Source organism: Pseudomonas sp. ASL3, from assembly GCF_056680425.1.
Map to the genome: position 1 here is coordinate 6283758 of NZ_CM155281.1, position 22994 is coordinate 6306751.

Annotated in this window: 23 protein-coding genes; 9 read left to right on the top strand and 14 right to left on the bottom strand. The window is 59.5% G+C overall.

The window, feature by feature from the left end; translation table 11 throughout:
* Positions 1-71: 71 nt before the first annotated feature.
* The 4 genes from AC1MEE_RS28870 to lipA all read left to right on the top strand — a co-directional run bounded on the left by AC1MEE_RS28870 (position 72) and on the right by lipA (position 3280).
* Positions 72-1232 carry a D-alanyl-D-alanine carboxypeptidase family protein gene (locus AC1MEE_RS28870; protein WP_480412838.1) on the top strand — a complete coding sequence of 387 codons (1161 nt, stop codon included), beginning with the start codon at positions 72-74 and terminating at the stop codon, positions 1230-1232.
* 80 nt (positions 1233-1312) lie between these two features.
* Entirely contained in the window at positions 1313-1588 is a 276-nt protein-coding gene (locus AC1MEE_RS28875) for a DUF493 domain-containing protein (protein ID WP_480412839.1), read from the top strand.
* Complete coding sequence (lipB, locus tag AC1MEE_RS28880) at positions 1588-2235, top strand: lipoyl(octanoyl) transferase LipB (RefSeq protein WP_480412840.1); 648 nt, start codon at positions 1588-1590, stop codon at positions 2233-2235. The genes AC1MEE_RS28875 and lipB overlap by 1 nt, the downstream gene beginning before the upstream one ends.
* A gap of 1 nt (position 2236) precedes the next feature.
* Positions 2237-3280, top strand: coding sequence for a lipoyl synthase (lipA, locus tag AC1MEE_RS28885; protein WP_480412841.1), 1044 nt, complete (start codon positions 2237-2239; stop codon positions 3278-3280).
* 190 nt (positions 3281-3470) lie between these two features.
* Here lipA and AC1MEE_RS28890 read toward each other — a convergent pair whose 3' ends face one another.
* The 5 genes from AC1MEE_RS28890 to leuS form a co-directional block, all read right to left on the bottom strand.
* Positions 3471-4802 carry a lytic murein transglycosylase gene (locus tag AC1MEE_RS28890; protein WP_480412842.1) on the bottom strand — a complete coding sequence of 444 codons (1332 nt, stop codon included), beginning with the start codon at positions 4800-4802 and terminating at the stop codon, positions 3471-3473.
* An 82-nt stretch (positions 4803-4884) separates the two neighbouring features.
* Entirely contained in the window at positions 4885-5040 is a 156-nt protein-coding gene (arfA, locus tag AC1MEE_RS28895; protein WP_480412843.1) for an alternative ribosome rescue factor ArfA, read from the bottom strand.
* Between the two features lie 251 nt (positions 5041-5291).
* Positions 5292-6329 carry a DNA polymerase III subunit delta gene (gene holA / locus AC1MEE_RS28900; RefSeq protein WP_480412844.1) on the bottom strand — a complete coding sequence of 346 codons (1038 nt, stop codon included), beginning with the start codon at positions 6327-6329 and terminating at the stop codon, positions 5292-5294.
* Between the two features lie 42 nt (positions 6330-6371).
* Positions 6372-6977, bottom strand: a complete 606-nt coding sequence (locus AC1MEE_RS28905; protein WP_480412845.1) for an LPS-assembly lipoprotein LptE — start codon at positions 6975-6977, stop codon at positions 6372-6374.
* 90 nt (positions 6978-7067) lie between these two features.
* Positions 7068-9674: a leucine--tRNA ligase gene (gene leuS / locus AC1MEE_RS28910; protein ID WP_480412846.1), complete on the bottom strand. Its 2607-nt coding sequence runs from the start codon at positions 9672-9674 to the stop codon at positions 7068-7070.
* Positions 9675-9925: 251 nt separating this feature from the next.
* On the opposite strand from leuS, the gene AC1MEE_RS28915 reads away from it, so the two are divergent.
* The gene (locus AC1MEE_RS28915; protein ID WP_480412847.1) at positions 9926-10273 is read left to right on the top strand and encodes a hypothetical protein; all 348 of its coding nucleotides are present in this window, start codon (positions 9926-9928) and stop codon (positions 10271-10273) included.
* Between the two features lie 114 nt (positions 10274-10387).
* The gene (locus tag AC1MEE_RS28920; RefSeq protein WP_480412848.1) at positions 10388-11149 is read left to right on the top strand and encodes a YdcF family protein; all 762 of its coding nucleotides are present in this window, start codon (positions 10388-10390) and stop codon (positions 11147-11149) included.
* Positions 11150-11211: 62 nt separating this feature from the next.
* On the opposite strand, the gene lnt is transcribed toward AC1MEE_RS28920, so the two are convergent.
* From lnt to miaB, 5 genes are all read right to left on the bottom strand, one after another.
* Positions 11212-12732, bottom strand: a complete 1521-nt coding sequence (gene lnt / locus AC1MEE_RS28925) for an apolipoprotein N-acyltransferase (protein WP_480412849.1) — start codon at positions 12730-12732, stop codon at positions 11212-11214.
* 24 nt (positions 12733-12756) lie between these two features.
* Entirely contained in the window at positions 12757-13599 is an 843-nt protein-coding gene (locus AC1MEE_RS28930) for an HlyC/CorC family transporter (RefSeq protein ID WP_480412850.1), read from the bottom strand.
* Between the two features lie 5 nt (positions 13600-13604).
* A complete protein-coding gene (ybeY, locus tag AC1MEE_RS28935) occupies positions 13605-14105 on the bottom strand; it encodes an rRNA maturation RNase YbeY (RefSeq protein ID WP_480412851.1) in 501 nt (166 codons plus the stop codon).
* A complete protein-coding gene (locus AC1MEE_RS28940) occupies positions 14098-15120 on the bottom strand; it encodes a PhoH family protein (protein WP_480412852.1) in 1023 nt (340 codons plus the stop codon). The genes ybeY and AC1MEE_RS28940 overlap by 8 nt, the downstream gene beginning before the upstream one ends.
* Positions 15121-15355: 235 nt before the next feature.
* A complete protein-coding gene (gene miaB / locus AC1MEE_RS28945; protein ID WP_480412853.1) occupies positions 15356-16684 on the bottom strand; it encodes a tRNA (N6-isopentenyl adenosine(37)-C2)-methylthiotransferase MiaB in 1329 nt (442 codons plus the stop codon).
* Between the two features lie 130 nt (positions 16685-16814).
* Between miaB and AC1MEE_RS28950 the strand changes: the two genes are divergently transcribed.
* Complete coding sequence (locus tag AC1MEE_RS28950; protein WP_087267690.1) at positions 16815-17141, top strand: DUF1820 family protein; 327 nt, start codon at positions 16815-16817, stop codon at positions 17139-17141.
* A 39-nt stretch (positions 17142-17180) separates the two neighbouring features.
* Here AC1MEE_RS28950 and AC1MEE_RS28955 read toward each other — a convergent pair whose 3' ends face one another.
* Positions 17181-17744 (bottom strand): tetratricopeptide repeat protein, encoded by a 564-nt coding sequence (locus tag AC1MEE_RS28955; protein WP_480412854.1) that lies wholly within the window; start codon positions 17742-17744, stop codon positions 17181-17183.
* Between the two features lie 296 nt (positions 17745-18040).
* Entirely contained in the window at positions 18041-19324 is a 1284-nt protein-coding gene (hemL, locus tag AC1MEE_RS28960; protein WP_480412855.1) for a glutamate-1-semialdehyde 2,1-aminomutase, read from the bottom strand.
* A 225-nt stretch (positions 19325-19549) separates the two neighbouring features.
* Here hemL and AC1MEE_RS28965 point away from each other — a divergent pair, with 225 nt between their 5' ends.
* Positions 19550-20995: an AlkA N-terminal domain-containing protein gene (locus AC1MEE_RS28965; protein WP_480412856.1), complete on the top strand. Its 1446-nt coding sequence runs from the start codon at positions 19550-19552 to the stop codon at positions 20993-20995.
* Positions 20992-21522, top strand: a complete 531-nt coding sequence (locus AC1MEE_RS28970; protein WP_480412857.1) for a methylated-DNA--[protein]-cysteine S-methyltransferase — start codon at positions 20992-20994, stop codon at positions 21520-21522. The genes AC1MEE_RS28965 and AC1MEE_RS28970 overlap by 4 nt, the downstream gene beginning before the upstream one ends.
* Before the next feature lie 3 nt (positions 21523-21525).
* Here the strand turns inward: AC1MEE_RS28970 and thiE are convergent, their stop codons facing one another.
* On the bottom strand, positions 21526-22152 hold the full coding sequence (gene thiE / locus AC1MEE_RS28975; RefSeq protein ID WP_480412858.1) for a thiamine phosphate synthase: 627 nt from the start codon (positions 22150-22152) through the stop codon (positions 21526-21528).
* A gap of 37 nt (positions 22153-22189) precedes the next feature.
* Positions 22190-22987, bottom strand: coding sequence for a hydroxymethylpyrimidine/phosphomethylpyrimidine kinase (locus AC1MEE_RS28980; protein ID WP_480412859.1), 798 nt, complete (start codon positions 22985-22987; stop codon positions 22190-22192).
* Positions 22988-22994 lie beyond the last annotated feature (7 nt).

The window sequence follows — 22994 nt, forward strand, 5'->3', positions numbered from 1 at the left end:
TAGTTCTTTCACCGGTCTGATTAGCTTTGCCCGCGAGGGCATGTTTGCCCATTAGCAATTTCGAGAGACGGATGAACATCACCACCTTTGCAAAACGCTTGTGCCTGCTTGTCCCCCTGATCGTCACTCCTGCCGCCTGGGCGGCAGAACAGATGACGCCGGCCGCACCGCAACTGGCCGCCAAAGCCTACGTGCTCATGGATGCCTCCAGCGGTAACATTCTGGTCGAAAACAATGGCGACCAACGTTTGGCGCCAGCGAGCCTGACCAAACTGATGACGGCCTACATCGCGACCCTGGAAATCCGTCGCGGCCAGATCGGCGAAAACGATCCGGTGACCGTCAGCGAAAACGCCTGGCGCACCGGCGGTTCGCGGATGTTCATCAAAGTGGGCAGCCAGGTCACCGTCAGCGATCTGCTGCACGGCATCATCATTCAGTCGGGCAACGACGCCAGCGTCGCGCTCTCCGAGCACATCGCCGGCAGCGAAGATGCTTTCGCCGACATGATGAACAAAACCGCCGGCGACCTGGGCATGGTGAACAGCCACTTCATGAACCCGACCGGTCTGCCGAACCCAGAGCACTACTCTTCGGCGCATGACATGTCGTTGCTGGCGCGGGCGATCATTACCGTAGATCCGGCTCACTATGCGATCTACTCGCAGAAAGAGTTCTTCTGGAACGGCATCAAACAGCCCAACCGCAACCTGCTGCTGTGGCGCGACAAGACCGTTGACGGTCTGAAAACCGGTCACACCGAAGAGGCCGGCTACTGCATGGTGTCCTCGGCGGTACGTGATGGCATGCGTCTGATCGCAGTGGTGTTTGGTACCAACAGCGAACAGGCTCGCGCGGCCGAGACCCAGAAGCTCCTGACCTACGGTTTCCGCTTCTTCGAAACCCAGACCTTCTATCAGAAGAACACCGAGCTGGCTCAAGCTCCGGTCTGGAAAGGCGCCGAGCATCAAGTCAAGGCCGGTCTGGCTAACGACTTGACCATGACCTTGCCTAAAGGCGAATTGAAGAAGCTGGCCGCTAGCATGACCATGAACCCACGGCTGGTCGCGCCTATCGCCAAGGGCGATGTGATCGGTAAAGTGGAAGTGAAAATGGACGACAAGGTCGTGCACACCGCTGACCTGATCGCCCTCGACGCCGTCGACCAGGGTGGTATCTTCCGCCGCGTGTGGGATAGCATTCGCCTGTTCTTCTACGGTTTGTTCAACTGATATTGCCGACCGGCGTGCACCGGCTCTGATCCAGAGCGCGGTGCGTGCCGCTCGTCACGGCTTACGAGGCCGTTACTGCCATGACTGATACCGACGTTAAGTCGCATAAAATCGAATTTCCCTGCCTCGACTACCCGATCAAAGTGATTGGCGACACGAGCGTGGGTTTCACTGCCCTTGTGATCGAGATTCTGGCCAAGCACGCCACGCTCGACATTGCCACGCTCGCCGAGCGTCAAAGCAGCAATGGCAAATACACCACCGTACAGCTGCACATCACCGCGACTGGCGAAGAACAATTGCGCGATATCAATAGTGCGTTGCGCGCTACGGGTTTCGTGCACATGGTGCTCTGATGCCCGGGAGCCTGGGCTTTCGAGACCTGGGTCAGGTCGCTTACGAGCCGGCCTGGCACGCCATGCAGCGTTTCACCAGCGAGCGTGGACGCGACGTGGCGGACGAAGTCTGGCTGGTGCAACATCCCCCGGTGTTCACCCAGGGTCAGGCGGGCAAGGCCGAACACTTGCTGCTGCCGGGCAATATTCCGGTGGTACAGGTCGATCGTGGTGGCCAAGTGACCTATCATGGGCCGGGCCAACTGGTCGCCTACCTGATGCTGGATGTACGGCGCCTGGGTTTCGGCGTGCGCGAGCTGGTCACCCGGATCGAGCACAGCTTGATTGCGCTATTGGCCAGTTACGGTGTAACGGCGGTAGCGAAAGCGGATGCGCCAGGTGTCTATGTCGATGGAGCGAAAATCGCCTCCCTCGGCCTGCGTATTCGCAACGGTTGTTCATTCCATGGCCTGGCGCTGAATGTGGACATGGACCTTGAACCGTTTCGACGGATAAATCCCTGCGGGTATGCGGGGCTGGCAATGACCCAGCTACGCGATCATGCAGGCCCGATTGAATTTGCCGAGGTAAGTGCCCGGCTGCGCGCGCAGCTCGTCAAACACCTCGACTATGCTGAGCAGACGACCCTAACGGGCGGAATCGATTGATATGACTACTGCGACTGATACTGCGCTAAGCCCTGTAGAAACTGGCTCCGTACAAACCCTGATCCCGACGCTGGATATTGAGCGTGCGGCCCGTCCGAAAGTGGAAGCCGGCGTGAAGCTGCGCGGCGCGGAAAAAGTCGCACGGATCCCGGTAAAGATCATTCAGACCGTCGACCTGCCGAAAAAGCCCGATTGGATTCGTGTGCGCATCCCGGTTTCCCCGGAAGTGGATCGCGTCAAACAACTGCTGCGTAAGCACAAGCTGCACAGCGTCTGCGAAGAAGCGTCCTGCCCGAACCTGGGCGAATGCTTCTCTGGCGGTACCGCGACCTTCATGATCATGGGTGATATCTGCACCCGACGTTGCCCGTTCTGCGACGTGGGTCATGGCCGACCGAAAGCTCTGGATGCAGACGAGCCGAAAAACCTCGCCGTCGCCATCGCCGATCTGCGCCTCAAGTATGTGGTGATCACCTCGGTGGATCGCGATGACCTGCGTGATGGCGGTGCTCAGCACTTTGCCGATTGCATCCGCGAGATCCGCCTGCTGTCGCCGAACGTGCAACTGGAAACGCTGGTCCCGGATTACCGTGGTCGCATGGACATCGCGCTGGAAATCACGGCTGCCGAGCCGCCAGACGTGTTCAACCACAACCTGGAAACCGTACCGCGCCTGTACAAGGCTGCGCGTCCGGGTTCGGATTTCCAGTGGTCGCTGACCTTGCTGCAGAAGTTCAAGCAAATGGTTCCTCACGTACCGACCAAGTCCGGCTTGATGCTGGGTCTGGGCGAGACCGACGAAGAAGTCATCGAAGTCATGCAGCGCATGCGTGAACACGATATCGACATGCTCACCCTCGGTCAGTACCTGCAGCCGTCGCGCAGCCACTTGCCGGTGCAGCGCTTCGTGCACCCGGATGTCTTCGCCTGGTTCGCCGAGGAAGGCTACAAGATGGGCTTCAAGAACGTCGCCTCCGGTCCGCTGGTGCGTTCTTCGTATCATGCCGATGAGCAGGCCAAGCAGGCTGTGGAAGCCATGGTCTGAGCTGAATAAGCTGATCAAAAAAGGGCCGGATAGTGATATCCGGCCCTTTTTTGTCTGTGTAGGGGACTGATTTGTTTTTCGCGCTCTTTGAAAAATCAATCTGTCCCCGGCCTCAAAAGGGGGACAGATTAATTTTCGATGAAGCGTTGAAAATAAATCAGTCCCCGTCACGACCTGCCTGAAGAGGCCCTTACGGCTTACGCAAATTATTCAGCAGTTCATGGGTCGGGTAACCATCGGCCGGCCAGCCAAACGACTGTTGCGCACTACGAATCGCCTTGCGCGTGTTGGCGCCGATGATACCGTCTGGAGCGCCTGCGTCGTACTGCCGGGATGACAGCAGGGTTTGCAGCTCGATCCGCTCAGAACGGCTCAGAGGCAGGTCATCGCGCGGCCAATTGCCGAGCACGTAACCACCGCCATTGAAGCGCTCGGACAGCAAACTGATGGCCAGGGCGTAGGACGACGAGTTGTTGTATTTGAGGATCGCGCGGAAGTTATTCAGTATCAGGAACGCCGGGCCGCGATAGCCAGCCGGCAGGAGCAGGGCGGCCTGTTGTTGCGCGACGTTGGCGGGCAGGGCGCTGCCGTTTGGCAGTTTCAGACCCAACCGCTGCCACTCGGCAACGGTTTTGCGCGTGGAGGCATCGGCCAGCGCGTAGTCGAACCCCTGCGTCAGTTGCACTTCGAAACCCCAGGGTTGACCTTGCTGCCAGCCCGAGCTTTGCAGGTAATTGGCGGTCGAGGCCAAAGCGTCGGCCGGGGTGTTCCAGATATCCCGGCGACCCTCGCCAGTGAAGTCCACCGCATAAGTGTTGTAAGTGGTCGGGATGAACTGCGTCTGCCCCATGGCACCGCCCCAGGATCCGACCATCTCGGACGGCTGGATGTCGCCGTGCTGAAGAATTTGCAGTGCGGCCAGCAGTTGCTCTTGCGCGAAGCTCCGACGGCGGCCTTCGTAGGCCAATGTCGCGAGAGAACGAATCACATACTGCGTGCCCTGGAGCTGGCCGAAGCTGCTTTCCATGCCCCAAATCGCGACCAGTGCCTGGCGATCGACGCCATAGCGTTGTTCGATGCTTTGCAGCACATCGGCGTATTGCGCGAGCAAGGCCTGACCTCTACGTACGCGCACGGCAGACATGGCGCCTTCCAGGTACTCCCAGACCGGGCGAGTGAACTCAGGCTGGCTGCGATCGGCCGTGACCACGCTCATGTCCGGGACTACGCCGGCGAAGGCTTTGTCGAAAATGTCGGGCCGAATGCCAGCGTTCAACGCCTCGATTCGAAAACCTGCTTCCCAGTCACTGAAGCTGATGGTGGGCTGAATATCGACATCGGTATCGCCGGGCGCATTGACTGGCGGGTTCGCAGGCGAGGAGGTCGCCGGAGGGACGCTGGTGACTTGAAGAGGAGTAGCGTCGGCCGCGGTCGGTTTTTCCGCGCAGGCAACTAACAGGATGAGGCTGGAGGCTGTGATCAGTTGGCGCAAATGCCAACGACGGGAAAAACTAAGGGGCATGCTCGGGTCCAAGGTATTACCAACAGACGCAGACCTTATCATGCCTGCCCGTGCGAGGGGGCCTTGGGAGAGGTGGCACGTTTCAAGCCGCCAGAAAGTAAGAAGCCTCCCAGCTTTTAGACTGGAAGGCTTCGCGGCGGTAGCTGCCTTTGCCCTTGGCTGGTCGTTCCTGACGACTGCGGAACAATGGCTGGGCGATGATGGATTTGGCCTTGTTGGGCCTGGATGGCTTGCTCATGGCGAGTACGCTCTCGTTGGGTTGGTGAATCGGTGCGAATGATCGGCCAGCAGATGGGATCTGTCTAATAGATGTCTGCTATCGCCGATGCTGGGCCCCCCTGTAGGAGCTGACTTGTCTGCGATAGGCCGGGGTCGCGTCCGACACGAAGGACCTTCATGCGGTGGTGAATTCACTACTTTTGCGAGCGCTTCGCACTCGATCGCAGACAAGTCAGCTCCTACAAGAGTCCTGCGTATCGGCCGGGGTAATTACTCAGCAGGCAAATTCAGCCGCTGTCCGGCCATCAACAGCGCCAGGCGACTCAAGCTGCTCCAGGCCGAGCCTGCGGCCTGGCCCTTGATTTGTGCATCGATACGCTGAGCATCCATCAGCAGTTGGCCCCAGCGCTGTGCGGAGTGGCGTTGCAGGGCTTTGCTCATCAGCGGTTTGCGTTTGTCCCAGATCGGCGGACGGGCCTGACTGAAGGCCTTGTCCAGTGGCACGCCCTGGCTGAACTGCAACGCCAGGCTGGCCAGCACCCGCAGTTCGCGACAGAGCGCCCAGAGAATCACTGGCGTTTCCACCCCTTCGCCACGCAAGCCTTCGAGCATGCGCAATGCGTGAGCGGCTTCGCCATTGAGAATGGCGTCGGTCAAACCGAAAACATCGAAACGTGCACTGTCGGCCACTGCCCCTTGCACGGTCTCGACGGTTATCTGGCCACCTTCGGCCATCAGTTTGAGCTTTTCGATTTCCTGCGCCGCGGCGAGTAGATTGCCTTCGACCCGCGCCGCGATCAGTTCGACTGCGTCCTGGCTGGCGGCCAATCCGGCCTGTGACAAACGCTGACGAATCCACTGCGGCAACTGGCTGGCATCCACTGGCCAGATTTGCACGAATTGCGTCTGCGGGCCTTCGACCAGCGCCTTGCCCCATTTGGTTTTCTGCGCGCTGCCGTCGAGTTTCGGCAGGCTGATCAGCAACACCGTATCTTCGGCGGGGCGCGAACAATATTCGATCAGCGCCGCAGCGCCCTTGTCGCCGGGTTTACCCGAGGGCAAGCGCAGCTCCAGCAGGCGTTTTTCCGCGAACAGCGACATGCTGGCGCCCGCCTGCAACAGCGTACCCCAGTCGAAACTGGCGTCTGCGCTGAATACCTGGCGTTCGTCGAAACCTTGCTGGCGTGCTGCAGCGCGAATGGCATCGGCCGCTTCCTGGCACAGCAGCGGGTCATCGCCGCTGACCACATACACGGGCGACAGGCTGCTCTGGAGGTGTTTGCCAAGTTGGGCTGGAGTCAGTTTCATAGGTCAGAAGATGCTGGGGCCAGCACGCTGGCCCCGAGGCATTTATCGGGCCGGCATTTCAACAGGCGACTGCCGAGGTGTCTCGTTCTCGATCTTCTGCGCGGCTTCCAGGGCATCGGCTTCAGCTTTGGCTTTGGCATCTGCGGTCTGTTGCAGTTTATCCAGTTGAGGCGGGGACAGCAGTTGCAGGCGCTGCACCATGTTCTGGACCAGCTGGCTGCGCATCTCCTTACGGACTTGCTCGGCTTCCTGGTCTGAACCCATCAGGTTGTTGCCGTCATGCACGTAGATTTTTTGTACGCGCAGTTTGTCTTCGAGCAGCGACAGATTGCCATGGCCGCGGATCTCGTAGTTGAGTGTGTCGGTCAACTCATATTCGGCCGAACCGGCGGCACCGGTGTAGCTGAGGGAGCGTTGTGATTCGTCTTCATTGACCAGAATCAGCTTGTACGGCGCACCGGTATAAACTTTTACGCCGCTGTTTTCCAGCACTTGACGCAACTGAGTCACGGTATCGCCATAAGCGTTACGCGCACTCAGATCAAGCTCTTTGATAGTCAGCCCGGAAGTACCCGTGCCACGCAGCTGGAAACCACAGGCGCTCAGCAACACGGCGAGCCCCATAACCAGCAAATTGCGTTTGATCATATTGATGCTCCCCTTGAATCCGTTTGGGCCGACATTGCGTCCCCTGGAAGTTTTGTACAGCGCCCGGTCAATACCGGGCGCTTGATTCAATTAGCTTGCAACGATGTTGACCAGTTTGCCGGGCACCACGATCACTTTGCGGATCGTCAGGCCATCGGTGAAACGCAACACGTTTTCATTGATTCGCGCCGCGGCTTCAACTTCCTCGCGGGTGGCGTGAGCCGGCATCTCGATATGGCCACGCAGCTTGCCGTTGACCTGAATCACCAGTTGCAGGCTGTCCTGCACCAAGGCGGTTTGATCCAGCACCGGCCAGCCGGCATCGATGATCGCACCACTGTGGCCCAACTGGCCCCACAGCTCATGACTGATGTGCGGGGTGATCGGCGCCAGCAGCAGGGCGACGGTTTCCAGGCCTTCCTGAAGCAGCGCGCGATCCTGCCCGGTGCCCTGCGCGGCTTTTTCCAGCACATTCATCAGGGTCATCACCTGAGCGATGGCGGTGTTGAATTTGTGGAACTGGCCGACGTCCTGGCTGGCGTTTTTGATGGCCAGATGGATCGCACGGCGAACGGCTTTTTGCTCGTCGTTCAGCGTGGTGATATCGAGTTTTGTCGGCAGACCCTGGCTGACATGCGCCTGAGCCAGACGCCAGACCCGACGCAAGAAGCGGTGCGAACCTTCGACGCCAGAGTCGGACCACTCCAGGCTCATGTCGGGTGGCGAAGCGAACATCATGAACAGGCGGCAGGTATCGGCGCCGTACTGATCGATCATCGACTGTGGGTCGACGCCGTTGTTCTTGGACTTGGCCATCTTCTCGGTGCCGCCGATCTCGACCGGCAGGCCGTCGCTGATCAGTTTGGCGCCGATGATCTTGGCTTTGCTGTCGCGTTCGAGTTCGACATCGGCCGGGTTGAACCAGGTCTTGCTGCCGTTGGCTTCGAGGCGATAGTAGGTTTCGGCGATGACCATGCCCTGGGTCAGCAGGTTCTTGAACGGCTCGTTGGAGTTGACCAACCCTTCGTCGCGCATCAATTTGTGGAAGAAGCGCGCGTACAGCAGGTGCAGGATCGCGTGTTCGATGCCGCCGATGTATTGATCCACCGGCAACCAGTGGTTGGCCGCCGCCGGGTCGACCATGCCGCCTTCATAGTGAGGCGAGGCGTAGCGTGCGTAGTACCACGAGGACTCGACGAAGGTGTCCATGGTGTCGGTTTCGCGCTTGGCCGGCGCGCCGCATTTCGGGCAGGCGCACTCGTAGAACTCGGGCATGCGCGCCAAGGGCGAACCAGCGCCATCGGGAACCACGTCTTCTGGCAACACGACAGGCAGTTGGTCTTCAGGGACCGGTACGTCACCGCAAGTGTCGCAATGCACGATCGGGATCGGGCAACCCCAATAGCGTTGACGGCTGATGCCCCAATCGCGCAGGCGGAACTGGGTGCGCGACTGACCGAGGGTTTTCTTCAGCAACGCGGCTTCGATGGCGTCGAAGGCGCCTGCGAAATCCAGGCCGTTGAACTCGCCGGAGTTGATCAGTTGCCCGTATTCGCCATACGCGTCCTGCCACGGCGCGGGTGTTTCATCGCCAGCGCTAGTGCGTACTACGGCCTTGATCGGCAGGTTGTACTGGGTAGCGAACTCGAAATCACGCTCGTCGTGAGCAGGGACGGCCATCACGGCGCCATCGCCGTAATGCATCAATACATAGTTGGCGACCCACACCGGCAGCTTTTCGCCCGTCAACGGGTGCTCGACGAACAACGAGGTCGGCAGGCCTTTTTTCACCTGAGTGGCGACGTCCGCTTCGGCGACGCTGCCACTTTTGCATTCGTGAATGAAGGCTTGCAGCTCGGGATTGCCGTGGGCAGCCAGGGTCGCCAGCGGGTGTTCGGCGGCGACGGCGACATAGGTCGCGCCCATCAGTGTGTCGGGACGGGTGGTGAAGACTTTCAGTGCGCCGGCTTCACCAATCGAAGCCTGGTGATACGGGAATTGCACTTCCATGCCACGGGATTTGCCAATCCAGTTGCGCTGCATGGTTTTGACCTGCTCAGGCCAGCCCGGCAACTCGTCGAGACTCTCCAAAAGCTCATCCGCATACGCGGTGATCTTGAAGTAGTACATCGGGATTTCGCGCTTCTCGATCACCGCACCGGAGCGCCAGCCGCGACCGTCGATCACTTGTTCGTTGGCCAGTACCGTCTGGTCCACCGGGTCCCAGTTGACAGTGCCGTTCTTGCGGTAGATCACGCCTTTTTCGAACAGGCGAGTGAACAGCCATTGTTCCCAGCGGTAGTAGTCGGGTTTGCAGGTGGTGATTTCACGCGACCAGTCGACACCCAGGCCCAGGCTTCGCAGCTGAGTCTTCATGTAGGCGATGTTTTCGTAGGTCCACTTGGCCGGGGCGACGTTGTTCTTCATCGCGGCGTTTTCCGCCGGCATGCCGAACGCATCCCAACCCATGGGTTGCAGGACGTTCTTGCCTTGCATGCGCTGGTAGCGGGCGATCACGTCACCGATGGTGTAGTTGCGCACGTGGCCCATGTGCAGCTTGCCGCTGGGGTAAGGGAACATCGACAGGCAATAGAAGGTGTCTTTGCCTGGCTGTTCACTGACTTCAAAGGATTTTTGCTCGTCCCAAAAGGTTTGGGCGGCGGCTTCGATTTCGCGGGGCTGATAGAGTTCGTGCATGGCTACTTTTTTACTAAGGAATTGGTGACCTCATCCTCTTCGTTGCACCCTGAGTCAGGTCGGGCTCAGTAGAGCGGGAAGTGGAATTAAAGGAAGCGCCGTAGCATACATGAGCGCTGACTATCGAGGGAAACCCTGATTGCTTCGTCGGGGGCTGTCAGAGGCCGTTGGTCGCGGCATCCGGCTGATTTGGGCAGCAGCGCTAAGCTGATTAGCGGGGAAGTATGTTTTATCTTCAATGAGGTGAACGGATGGCAGAGTTGCAGCGAGCAGCAATAAAACCTGAGCTATACGAACGCTTGATCAATCGTCTGGGGCTTGCCCTGGATGTGGCGAAAACAGCAGTCAGACTTCGCGATGAAGCCCCTGCTGAACTGGAGTTGCGTGGCTTGAGCCCCGCAGAATTTGAGTTGATCGAGGCCTATCTGGACGCGGGCGCCTTTGGTTTTAAGGCTGATGGTGTGATAAGGAGTTCTTCTGCTGCAAGGGAGCTTGACGGGTCGACTTCAACGCCGCTGCGTTCGGCCAAGGTCATCTGGCTGAACAAACAACAGCGCGCCAAGGTTTCGGCGAAGGTTAAGTCGTTGTATTTCAGATAACTGCACTATTCAAAAAAAGCTACACGTTAACCTTCACAGGCCATAGGCCTGCTTGATAAGCATTGTTGCTTAGCGTCAATCCTTTTAGGCTTCGGGCATCTCTGGAGATGCTCGATGCCTATTCGATACTTGATCAAACAACTGCTCCTGCCGCCCGGCATTCTCATGCTGCTGCTTTTGTTCGCCTGGTGGCTGCGTCGTTCTCGGCCGCGTCTGGCTGCACTGTGCTTCGTCCTTGGTTTTGCCGGGTTGTGGGCGATGAGCCTGCCGATTGCAGTGGAGTGGGCGGCGCGGGCTATCGAGCAAGAACCGCCGCTGCCGCAAAGCCAATGGGCGACCCTGGCGCAACAGGCCGATGCCATTGTGATATTGGGTTCTGGACGTGAGCGCAAAGACCCCACCTGGGGTAGCGACATCCCTACTGGCGTGGCGCTTGAACGCATGCGCTTCGCCGCACGCTTGTCCAAAGCCTCGGGTTTGCCGATTTTGACAACCGGAGGCCTGCACTACGACCAACCGCCGAGTGAAGCGGCGATCATGGCGGACTCGTTGCAAAACGATTTTGGCGTCACCGTGCGCTGGCAAGAAGGACTCAGCCGCACCACTTGGGAAAACGCGACGATGACCGCTGCGGTGTTGCAGCCGTTGGGCATCAAGCGAGTGGTGTTGGTAACCCAGGCCTGGCACATGCCACGTGCGCGCTGGAGTTTCGAAAAAGCCGGTTTCGCGGTGGTCAGCGCGCCGGTGGGCTTTCTCGGCGTGGACAACGCCCGACCGTTCAACGGCTGGCTGCCGGAGAGCAAGGCGGTCTGGGAGAGTGGGCAATTGTTCAATGAAGTGGCGGGGTTGGTGGCGTATCCGCTGTTTTACCGGTAAAGCGGCCGCTGCACGGCCCCGCGCAGGCTTGACTGCGAAGGGTCGTGCAGCGGTCTCGCGGATTAAACCGTCTTGGCAATCCGGCTGGCCAGCAAAGCCCAGCCAAACAACAGCACACAGAAAATCGTCAGCGGCCACGAGCGCCAGCGCAGGTAGGGGGTGAGTTGGTGCATCGGCACCACTTCGCCGTACATCACACCTGCCTGAAACTGCGGGATGGTCGCGGTGATCTTGCCGAACGGGTTGATCAGCGCGCTCACGCCATTGTTGGTGGCGCGGATCATCCAGCGACCGGCTTCCAGCGCTCGCATCTTCGCCATCTGCAAATGTTGCAACGGGCCGATGGAGGTGCCGAACCAGGTGTCATTGCTGACCGTCAGCAGCAGGTCGCTCTGAGCGGCCAGGCTGGCGGCGAACTCGGGGTAGACCACTTCGTAGCAGATGTACGGCGCGATTTGATAACCCTTGGCCTGCAGCAACGACTGATCGCTCGGGCCGCGGGCGAAGTCTGACATCGGCAGGTTGAAGAAGGTGATCAGTCCACGCAGCAAGTCCTGCAAAGGTACGTACTCGCCAAACGGCACCAGCTTTTGCTTCAGGTACGTGCCATCGCCTTCACCCACTACGGTGATTCCGTTGTAGTAGTGGTATTCACCGTGTCCGCCTACCTCACGAAGCGGCACACCGGTGATCAGCGCCGAGTTGCGATCAGCGGCGAACTTGCCGAGCATTGTCAGGTAGCCTTCGGCCGATTCCTTGAGCACCGGAATCGCGGTTTCCGGCCAGATGATCAGGTCGGCACGTTTGGAGCGAAAGGTCATGTCACGGTACAGCGCCAGTTGCGCGTCCAGCTGCGCCGGGTCCCACTTCATGCTTTGCTCGACGTTGCCCTGAATGGCGGCGACGCTCAGTGGCGGGCCTGCCGGGGACGTCCATGCGTGGTTTTTCAATGCCAGGCTCAGCACCCACGGCGCCAGCAACAATAGTATGCCCACGCCGAGAAACGCCTTGCGCACCCGCAGCCGTGGCAGGTTGCAAAGCAGGGCGGCGGTCAGTGCCAGGGTAAAGGAAATCAACCACATGCCGCCCATCGGCGCGAGTCCGGACAAGGGGCCATCAAGCTGGCTGTAGCCGGAGTAAAGCCAAGGGAAACCGGTCAGGAACCAGCCGCGAAACGCTTCTTGCGCCAGCCACAATGCGGCGAAAGCCAGAGCGTCGGCGAGAGGCGCTTCATTACGCCGAATCCAGCGCGCCCAGATCCAGGCGGGCAGGGCGAAGAAGAAGGCGATGGCGGCGATGAACCCCAGCATCAGCAAACCGGCCAGCAATACCGAAGCACCACCGTAGGTGTGGATGCTGACGTAGATCCAGCTGGTGCCCGCGGCGAACAGGCCGAACCCATAGCACCAGCCACGGCCGAGGGCCTGACGGGGGCTTGGTTCACGCATGCCGAGGTAGAAAATGACCAATGACACCAGCGCCAGTGGCCAGATATCGAAAGGCGCCAGGGCCAGAGTGGTAAGCGCACCAGCCGCCATGGCCAGCAGGTTACCGGGCCAGCCGGGGCGGGTGATCCAACGCATTTACATTCCTTAGTTGGGTGAGGCTCAAGCGCGCGAAATAGGGCTCAAACGCAGCAAATGAATACGACGACTGTCGGCATTGAGAATCCGGAAGCGATAGGCGCCGATTTCAGTGGTTTCATTGCGTTTTGGCAAGTGTCCGAACGCACTCATCACCAGGCCGCCAACCGTATCGAACTCGTCGTCCGAGAACTCGCTGTCGAAGAAGTCGTTGAAGCTGTCGATGGGGGTCAAGGCCTTGACCAGGAAGTCGCCGCTGGGCAGCGGTTTGATGTAGCTGTCTTCCTCGACATCGTGCTCGTCCTCGATATCGCCGACGATCTGCTCCAGCACGTCCTCGATGGTCACCAGACCTGCCACGCCGCCGTATTCGTCAATGACGATGGCCATGTGGTTATGGTTGGCGCGGAACTCACGCAGCAGCACGTTCAGACGCTTGGACTCAGGGACGAAGGTCGCTGGGCGCAACAGGTTTTTGATGCTGTCGCGATCGCCGTCTTCCTTGAGGATCAGCGGCAGCAAATCCTTGGCCAGCAGCACGCCGAGGACGTCGTCGTGGCTTTCGCCGATCACCGGATAGCGCGAGTGCGCGGAGTCGATGACCGCGGGAAGAAATTCGCGAGGGGTCTGGGTCGCCTTGATGCTGACCATTTGCGAGCGCGGGACCATGATGTCACGGACTTGCAGGTCAGCCACTTGAATGGCGCCTTCGACAATGGCCAGGGCTTCGCTGTCCAGCAGCTTGTTTTGATGGGCCTCGCGCAGCAGCTCAAGCAGCTCCTGGCGGTTTTTCGGCTCGTGGGCAAAAGCCTGGGTGATTTTTCCCAGCCATGACTTTTGCCCGTTGCTCGATCGGTCTTCGCTCATAGCCCTTACTCGTGGTCCTTGCTGGTTGTCTCTAGAGGAGGATGGTCGGCGGTTTCGTCGTCGGCGTAAGGATCGGGATAACCCAATTCTTCAAGCAACGTTCGTTCCAGCGCTTCCATTTCTTCGGCTTCTTCATCGTCGATATGGTCGTAACCGAGAAGATGCAAGCAGCCATGAATGACGAGGTGCGCCCAATGGGCGTCGAGTGCCTTGCCCTGTTCGGCCGCTTCGCGAGCCACTACGGGCACGCAGATCACCAGATCGCCGAGCAGCGGAATATCCAGAAACTCATCAGGCACATCGGCAGGGAAGGACAGTACGTTGGTCGCGTAGTCCTTGTGGCGCCAGGTGTGATTGAGTTCCCGGCCTTCGGCTTCGTCGACCAGGCGAATGGTCAATTCCGAATCAGCGCTGCGTTGGCGCAGGGCCAGTTCGCACCATTGGCGGAACTGGGCTTCGCTGGGGCTTGGCGCTTCACTGGCAAGTTGGAGGTCCAGCTCAAGCATCGCGGCGACTGCCCCTGTTGGAGGAAAACTGGGCCGGAGGCTCGTCGTTGAAACAATCCTCGTAGCGCTCATAGGCTTCGACAATGCGCTGCACCAGCGGATGGCGCACCACATCCTTGGGCTTGAAGTGGGTGAAGCTGATACCTGGCACATCCTTGAGCACGTCGATGACATGAGTCAGGCCCGAGCGCGTGACCTTGGGCAGGTCGACCTGAGTGATGTCGCCGGTGATGACGGCCGTGGAGCCGAAACCGATACGGGTCAGAAACATCTTCATCTGTTCGACGGTGGTGTTCTGGGCTTCGTCGAGAATGATGAAGCTGTTATTGAGCGTGCGGCCACGCATGTAGGCCAGCGGCGCAACCTCGATCACCTGACGTTCGATCAGCTTGGCCACGTATTCGAAGCCGAGCATTTCGTACAGCGCGTCATACAGCGGGCGCAGGTACGGGTCGATCTTCTGTGCCAGATCACCGGGCAGGAAACCGAGCTTTTCGCCCGCTTCGACCGCCGGACGCACCAGCAGGATGCGGCGAATCTGCTCTCGCTCCAGCGCGTCCACTGCGCAGGCGACCGCAAGATAGGTCTTGCCAGTGCCCGCTGGGCCGATGCCGAAGTTGATGTCGTTGCTCAGAATCTCTTTGACATAACGCTGCTGATTCAAGCCGCGCGGGCGAATCATGCCCTTTTTGGTGCGCAGCGCTACGCCGACGTCGGCAGCAGGGTGGTTGTCCAGCTCTTCGACGCCCGATTCCTGGAGGAACAGGTGAACCATGTCTGGCGACAGCTCCGTACCCTTGGTTTCCCGGTACAGGCGGCGCAGCAGGTTTTCGGCCGAAGTGGTGTGTTTAAGTTCGCCAATCAATTCGAATTGATTACCGCGATTGCGGATTTCGATGTTCAGGCGTTGTTCGATCAAGCGCAAATGCTCGTCGAACTGCCCGCACAGATTTGCGAAACGATGAGACTCGACAGGTTCGAGGATGAAACGATGTGGTTCTATGGGTGCGTTCAAGGTCGTTTTTAGCCGCCCGACGGCAAGGGAGATGAAATGAAGGATAACCCCGTAAATCTGTGTGTGAAAGCCTTCACTTACTAATGGTGGTGTGAGCATTCGCAACAATGATCGACTGTAGGAGCGCGCTTGCCCGCGATCGGCTGCGCAGCAGTCGCAAAATCAGTCAGCCCGATATCGCTGGAAGGCCCTTCGGGCCTTATCGCGGGCAAGCGCGCTCCTACAGGTTGGCTTCTTATTGCAACAACGAACCACGCAGCGAATGGGGCTGCGCGTCGTCGATGTACACGTCGGCGAACTGGCCGATCAGCTTGGGATTATCGCAGCGGAAGTTGACGATTCGATTATTCTCGGTGCGCCCCTGCAACTCGCCAGGGTCTTTTTTCGAATAGTCGGTCACCAGAATTCGCTGGGTGCTGCCGACCATTTGCCGGCTGATCTCGAAACCCTGCTGGTTCAAGCGGTGCTGCAAAGCGGCCAGACGCTGTTTTTTCAACGATTCGGGGGTTTCGTCCTTCAAATCGGCCGCTGGCGTACCAGGGCGCGGGCTGTAGACGAAAGAGAACGAGAAGTCGAACCCTACGTCCTCGATCAGCTTCATGGTCTGATCGAAGTCTTTTTCGGTCTCGCCAGGGAAGCCGACGATGAAGTCCGAGCTGATGCTGATGCCAGGTACGGCGGCTTTCAGTTTGCGCAGTTTGGACTTGTATTCAAGCGCGGTGTGGTTGCGCTTCATCGCCGACAGGATCCGGTCGGAACCCGATTGCACAGGTAGGTGCAGGTGTTTGACCAGTTCGGGCACTTCGGCGTGGGCCTGGATCAGGCTGTCGGAGAACTCCAGTGGATGCGAGGTGGTATAGCGAATGCGGTCAATGCCATCGACCGCTGCAACCACGCGGATCAGCTCGGCCAGATCGGCCATACGCCCGTCGTGGGTCGCGCCGCGATAACCGTTGACGTTCTGTCCCAGCAGCGTCACTTCACGCACGCCGTTTTCGGCCAGATGAATGACTTCGGCAATAACATCGTCGAACGGGCGGCTGACTTCTTCGCCACGGGTGTAGGGCACCACACAGAAGGTGCAGTACTTGCTGCAGCCTTCCATGACCGACACATAAGCGCTTGGTCCATCGACGCGAGGCTCGGGCAGGTGGTCGAATTTTTCGATTTCCGGGAACGACACGTCGACCTGCGGCAGGCGCGTGATGCGCGCGGCGTCGATCATTTCCGGCAGGCGATGCAGGGTTTGTGGGCCGAAGACGACATCCACGTAGGGCGCGCGATCACGAATCGCTGCACCTTCCTGACTGGCCACGCAACCGCCGACGGCGATCACCATGTCCGGGTTGGCCAGTTTCAGTTCACGCCAGCGGCCGAGCTGGGAATACACCCGGTCCTGGGCACGTTCGCGGATCGAGCAGGTGTTGAGCAGGATGACGTCGGCATCTTCTGCGCGGGCAGTGACTTCCAGGGCTTGATGTTCGCCCAGCAGATCGACCATGCGCGAGCTGTCATACTCGTTCATCTGGCAACCGTGGGTTTCGATATAAAGCTTCTTGGCCATGCGTGATCATCAGGTGATTCGAAGAACCGCGCATTATAGTGGTGCCGGTCCCCTGTTACTACCGTTGCCTGTCCGGTGGACATGCTATAGTTCGCGCCCTCTTTATGTCCCCGATTGTTACCCGCCCGTTATGACCAAACGTGAAGCTCCAATTTACAAGGTGATTTTCCTCAACCAAGGCCAGGTGTTCGAAATGTACGCCAAGCAGATCTATCAGAGTGATCTGTGGGGTTTCCTGGAGGTGGAAGAATTCGTCTTCGGTGAGCGCACGACCGTGGTGGTAGACCCCAGCGAAGAAAAGCTCAAGGCTCAGTTCGAAGGTGTGGTGCGCAGTTTTGTACCGATGCATTCGATTGTGCGGATCGATGAGGTCGAGCGTATCGGCACGCCGAAGATCAGCGAAGCGCGGGGCACCAGCAATGTGATGCCGTTCCCGATGCCGATGCCGGATAAATAGACCGGGCTTGAATCAAGGCTGTTCTGAATCAGGTCTGGATCAGGGCTGCTTTGCATCAGGAAATGGAGCAAATGGTGTACGACCTTCAGCCGTTTGCAGCTCCAGCAGGTAATTGCGGAAAATTTGCCCCAGCACCTGAGTAGCGACTTCCAGTTCATCGCGCTGCATCTTCGCAGACACCTCATCAGCCGTATCCAGCGCGTCCTCCGCGCCATTGACCGCCGCCATTTTCAGCACGATATAGGCCTGAATGTTGTTGGCCTGAACGCCTTCGCCGTGGAAAAACATCAAACCCAATCGGTACTGCGCCTGGGCATGGCCTTGCAGCGAAGCCTGTTCGAAGTAATTCAGCGCCTGGGTGAGGTCACGAGGTGCATTTTTGCCGTCGTAGTAGAACTCGCCCAACTCATATTGTGCTTGTGCATCCCCGGATTTCGCGGCCTTTTGGCATACCGCCAACGCCTCAGGCAGGTTGTCTGGCTGAGTATTGAGGGTGCAACGACCCACCGCTGGGATTAACAACGAGTTGCCACCTGCGTTTACCAGCAGGGGATGAAGAAGCAACAGGCAGCCCAAAGCAAGGGTGCGGCCGGTGCGGTTCATGGGAATCGACTTACCTCTGAAAAAGGTGCGGGCGTACCCGTCCAGCAGAACGCGCTGGCGGCACATTATGAAATAAGCAGGGCCAACCTTACAAAGTCTTTACGGTTTTTCTGCTGCGCGGGCTTGATCTGCCTGATTTTGCGGGGGAAAGCGGTGCAGAGGCGACTGATTTATCCCTGTAGGAGCTGCCGAAGGCTGCGATCGACCGCGAAGCGGTCGCTGTGATTTAAATAACATGGAGGTTGTTCCAACCTCATCGCAGCCTTCGGCAGCTCCTACAGGGAGCGTCTGCGGCTTTATTTCAGTGCGGCAAACGCCTTTTCAGCGGCATCGAGGGTCAGTTGCAGCTCGGTGTCACCGTGGGCGATGGAGGTGAAGCCGGCTTCGAAGGCACTCGGCGCCAGGTACACGCCACCTTCGAGCATCAAGTGGAAGAAGCGTTTGAAGCGATCGGCGTCGCTGGTCATCACGTCCTTGAAGGTGACGATGTCATCGGCGGCGCTGAAGTACAGGCCGAACATGCCGCCGGCCTGGGTGGTCACAAACGGAATGCCTGCCGCGTCGGCGCGTTGTTGCAGGCCATCGAGCAGGCGAGTGGTGAAGTCGCTCAGTTCGTCGTGGAAGCCGGGACGGCTGATCAAGCGCAGTGTCGCCAGGCCTGCGGCCATGGCCAGTGGGTTGCCCGACAAGGTACCGGCCTGATAGACCGGGCCCAGTGGCGCGATGTGCGACATGATTTCGCGTTTGCCACCAAAACAGCCGACCGGCATACCGCCACCGATAATCTTGCCGAAGGTGCTGAGGTCCGGGGTCACGCCGTAATACGCCTGAGCGCCGCCCAGTGCGACACGGAAACCGGTCATGACTTCGTCGAAAATCAGCACCACGCCATGTTTGTCGCAGAGCGTGCGCAAGCCTTCGAGGAAGCCTGGTGCTGGTGGGACGCAGTTCATGTTGCCGGCGACCGGCTCGACGATGATGCACGCCACGTCCTGGCCGACTTCACTGAGTAGTTGCTCGACCGCGTCAATATCGTTGAACGGTACGGTCAGCGTGTGTTTGGCGAACGAGGCGGGTACGCCCGCAGAGCTTGGGACGCCTTGGGTCAGCGCGCCAGAGCCGGCCTTGACCAGCAGGCTGTCGGAGTGGCCGTGGTAGCAGCCTTCAAACTTGATGATGCTGTCGCGGCCAGTAAAACCCCGGGCCAGGCGAATCGCGCTCATGGTCGCTTCGGTGCCGGAGCTGACCATGCGTACCATTTCCATCGACGGCACGATGGAGCAGACCAGATCGGCCATCTGGGTTTCCATTTCGGTCGGTGCACCGTAAGACAGACCGTGTTCCAGTTGCTTGCGAACCGCGTCGAGCACGTCCGGGTGGCTGTGGCCGAGGATCATCGGACCCCACGAGCCGACATAATCCACATAACGCTTATCGTCTTCGTCGGTCACGTACGCGCCAGCTGCGTGTTTGAAGAACAACGGCGTGCCGCCCACGCTCTTGAACGCGCGAACAGGCGAGTTGACGCCGCCTGGGATGTGTTTTTGGGCGTTGGCAAACAGCGTTTCGGAACGGGACATGATGGGGTCTCAGCTTTTTGAACCAGAAAAGATGGCCTGCGCGGGTCGCAGCACAGACGCCTGACTGCTCGATGTAGGGGGTTGTCCGGAGTGCAGGGGACGGATTATACCTAGGTCTTTACGGGATGTGACGGGCTTGTGTGTCGCACCCGCGCTTCGCTGGCGTGCAATACACATGTCCGAATTCAGCCAGACTTTTCCTGACAGCTCCACTAGAGTCGGCTCATGAAAACTCTCGATCCCGCTGTCTGCTATGCCGCTGTTGTCGCACGCGACCGCCGTTTTGATGGCTGGTTTTACATCGGCGTGTCATCGACCGGCATCTATTGCCGCCCGGTATGTCCGGTGCGTGCGCCACAAGCCAGGAATTGCAGCTTTTACGCCACCACGGCGGCCGCCGAGCACGCCGGCTTTCGGCCGTGCCTGCGGTGCCGTCCGGAACTCGCCCCCGGCAACGGGTTGCTCGACGCGTCGAGTCGGCTGGCACAGGCGGCTGCGCGGATGATTGAAGAAGGCTTTCTGAACGGCAAGAACCTGTCGGCGCTGGCCGATCGGGTCGGCGTGACCACGCGGCACTTGCGGCGGATTTTCGAAGCGGAATTCGGCGTGTCGATGACTGAATACACCCAAACCCAACGTCTGTTGATCGCCAAGCGACTGTTGACCGATACCCAGCTGCCGGTGACTGAGCTGGCATTGGCGGCGGGATTTGGTAGCGTCAGGCGGTTCAATGACGTGTTCCAGGCCCAATACGGCTTGAATCCGTTGCGCCTGAGAAAAACCAGTAACGCTGCGGATGCGTCGACGATGCGCTTCGAATTGTCTTATCGGCCGCCGTTCTCATGGCGCGGCGTGCTGGATTTCCTTGCCCATCGGCGTATCGAGGGCGTCGAACACATTGGTGAAGATGTTTACGCACGGACCATCGAGATCGAGCAAGCAGGGCGTCGGCTGACCGGCTGGATCAGCGTCACCCACGCTCCGCTGCGCCATGCGTTGGTGGTGACGGTGTCCGCGTCGCTGCAATTCGGTATCGCCCAGGTGTTGGGCCGTACGCGGCGGATTTTCGATACTGGGTGCCGGCCGGATCTGGTGGATGCACACCTGGGCGAGCTGGCGGCCGAGCTGCCGGGCATGCGCGTGCCGGGAGCCTTTGACGGCTTTGAAATTGCGGTCCGTGCCATCGTCGGGCAGCAGATTTCCGTCATCAACGCGAGGGGCGTACTGGGGCGAATCGCCGAGCGCTTCGGTAGCAAGGTCGACGACGCACCCTTTGGCCTGATCTACACCTTCCCCAGCGCCGAGGCGATTGCCCAGGCCACGATGGAAGAGGTGGTTACGACCGGCATCATCCGCATCCGTGCCGAAGCGATCATTGCCGTTGCGCAAGAGGTAGCGTCCGGCCGCATCCGTCTTGAGCCGTTGGTGCCGCTGGACGACACCTTATCTGCCCTTCGGCATATTCGCGGCATCGGTGAATGGACCGTGCAATACATCGCCATGCGTGCCCTTGGTTGGCCCAATGCCTTTCCGGAGGGCGATGCGGTCCTGAAAAAACACCTTGGTTATTCGACGGCGGCTCAACTCAACGAGCACGCTAATCAGTGGGCGCCATGGCGCGCTTATGCAACCGTGCATCTATGGCGTCAGCACGGGGAGGCAAAACGATGAACCCTGGCTATCTGGTTAAAAGTCCGCTCGGCGACATTGCCTTGCGAGTCGAGGATGAGGCGTTGACCGGCTTGTTTTTTGTCGGGCAAAAATACTACCCGTCGTTGCTGCTGGCATCCGATGAGGGGAGCATCCCGCGTGTTGTGCAGCTTGCGCGGGAACAGCTTACCGAGTTCTTCCAGGGTGAGCGTCGGGTATTCGATGTGCCGCTGCTTATGCGCGGCACGCCGTTTCAACGCCAGGTGTGGCATGAGTTGTCATTGATTCCCTACGGCGAGATCGTCTCGTACGGCGCCATGGCCAGGAACATGGGGTTGAGCGCTGGGCACTCGCGAGCCGTGGGGACGGCCAATGGTAAAAACCCGATTTCGATCATCGTGCCTTGCCACCGAGTGGTCGGGGGCAACGGTGATTTGACCGGCTACGCTGGCGGGGTCGACCGCAAACGGGCGCTGCTATCGCTTGAAAACGCGATCGGCAGGCCCGTGGGTCTTGAGTTCGAGCTGGTGAGTACCAGCCAGCAGTAGCCGTCAGCTCGACTTGAGCAACGCGTTGAACGCCCGTGCACGACGGGTGACTTCCTGAGTGCTGTCCGCGCCGAACAGGCCGTGGACGACGGCCAGCAGGTCGGCGCCATGGGCCACCAGTGGCGCGGCATTTTCCAGAGTAATCCCGCCAATCACGGCAATCGGCAGGTGGATGCGGGCGCGGGCCTGATCCAGCAGGTCGAGGGTCGCCGCGGGCGCACCTGGCTTGGTGTTGGAGTTGAAGAACCGTCCGAATGCGACGTAGCTGGCGCCATTGGCCTTGGCCTGTTCGGCCAGCTCGAGTTGCCCATGGCAGGTTGCGCCGATGATCGCTTTGTGACGCAGCAGCGCGCGGGCAGCCGGGAGCGAACCATCGGTCTGGCCCAAGTGCACGCCGACGCCGAGGCGCGCGGCCAGTTCGGCATCATCGTTGATGATCAATTGGGTGTTGTAGCGCTCGCACAACTTGAGCAGGGTATCGGCCTCACGCAGGCGACGGGTTTCGTCAGTGCTTTTGTCACGGTACTGCAACAGGGTGACGCCGCCCTCAAGGGCGGCCTCGACGTAAGACAGGAATTTGCCAGCCAACAGTTGGCTGTCGGTAATGGCATACAGGCCACGTAGTTTCATTGATCTAGCTTCATCGGTCGAGCCTCATGGCATGGCGTTACGAGCAAAAATCCAGTGGCAAACGGCGAGGAACGTATTGTCCTTTGCCTAGCTGTTCAGCGTCGCGCAACGTACGCCAAGTGTAGTTGAGCGCTGATTGCACCGCGCTCACCAGATTTTCCCCCAGTGCCAGGCGTCCGGCCAGCGCACTGGCCAATGTGCAGCCAGAACCGTGATAACTGCCGGGCAGGCGTTGGCAGGTGAACGTGCGTGATTCACCGTTACGGATGTACAGGCGATTGTGGATAAGTTCTTCATCACCGTGTCCTCCGGTGATGAGCAGATACCGGCAAAAGGGCAGCAGTTTTTCCGCGCATTCATCGGCGGTGCCTTCGGGCAGCTCAGCGAGGATGCGTGCTTCAGGCAAGTTCGGCGTGGCGATGGTCGCCAGTGGCAGCAGCCGTTCGCGCATGGCGTAACCGACTTCATCCTTGCCCAGACGACCACCACCACCGGCACGCAGCACGGGGTCGCAGACCAGAGGCAAATGCGGATGCGCCTGGAGCAGTTCGACAACGGTGTCGACCATTTCCAGCGAGCCGAGCATGCCCAGCTTGACCGCGGCCACGGTGGAGTCGTTGAGCACTGCATTGGCTTGCGCCAACACCCACTCGCGGTCCAGGACTCGGAAATCACTGACATTGACGGTGTCTTGTACGGTCAGGGCGGTGATTGCCGGTGCGGCATGGCAGCCTTGAGCGATAAGGGCTTCTATATCTGCCTGCAGGCCGGCGCCACCACTAGGGTCGTGGCCGGAGAGACAGAGGACAACGGGGCGGGAGCTATAGGTATTCATGGTGCGC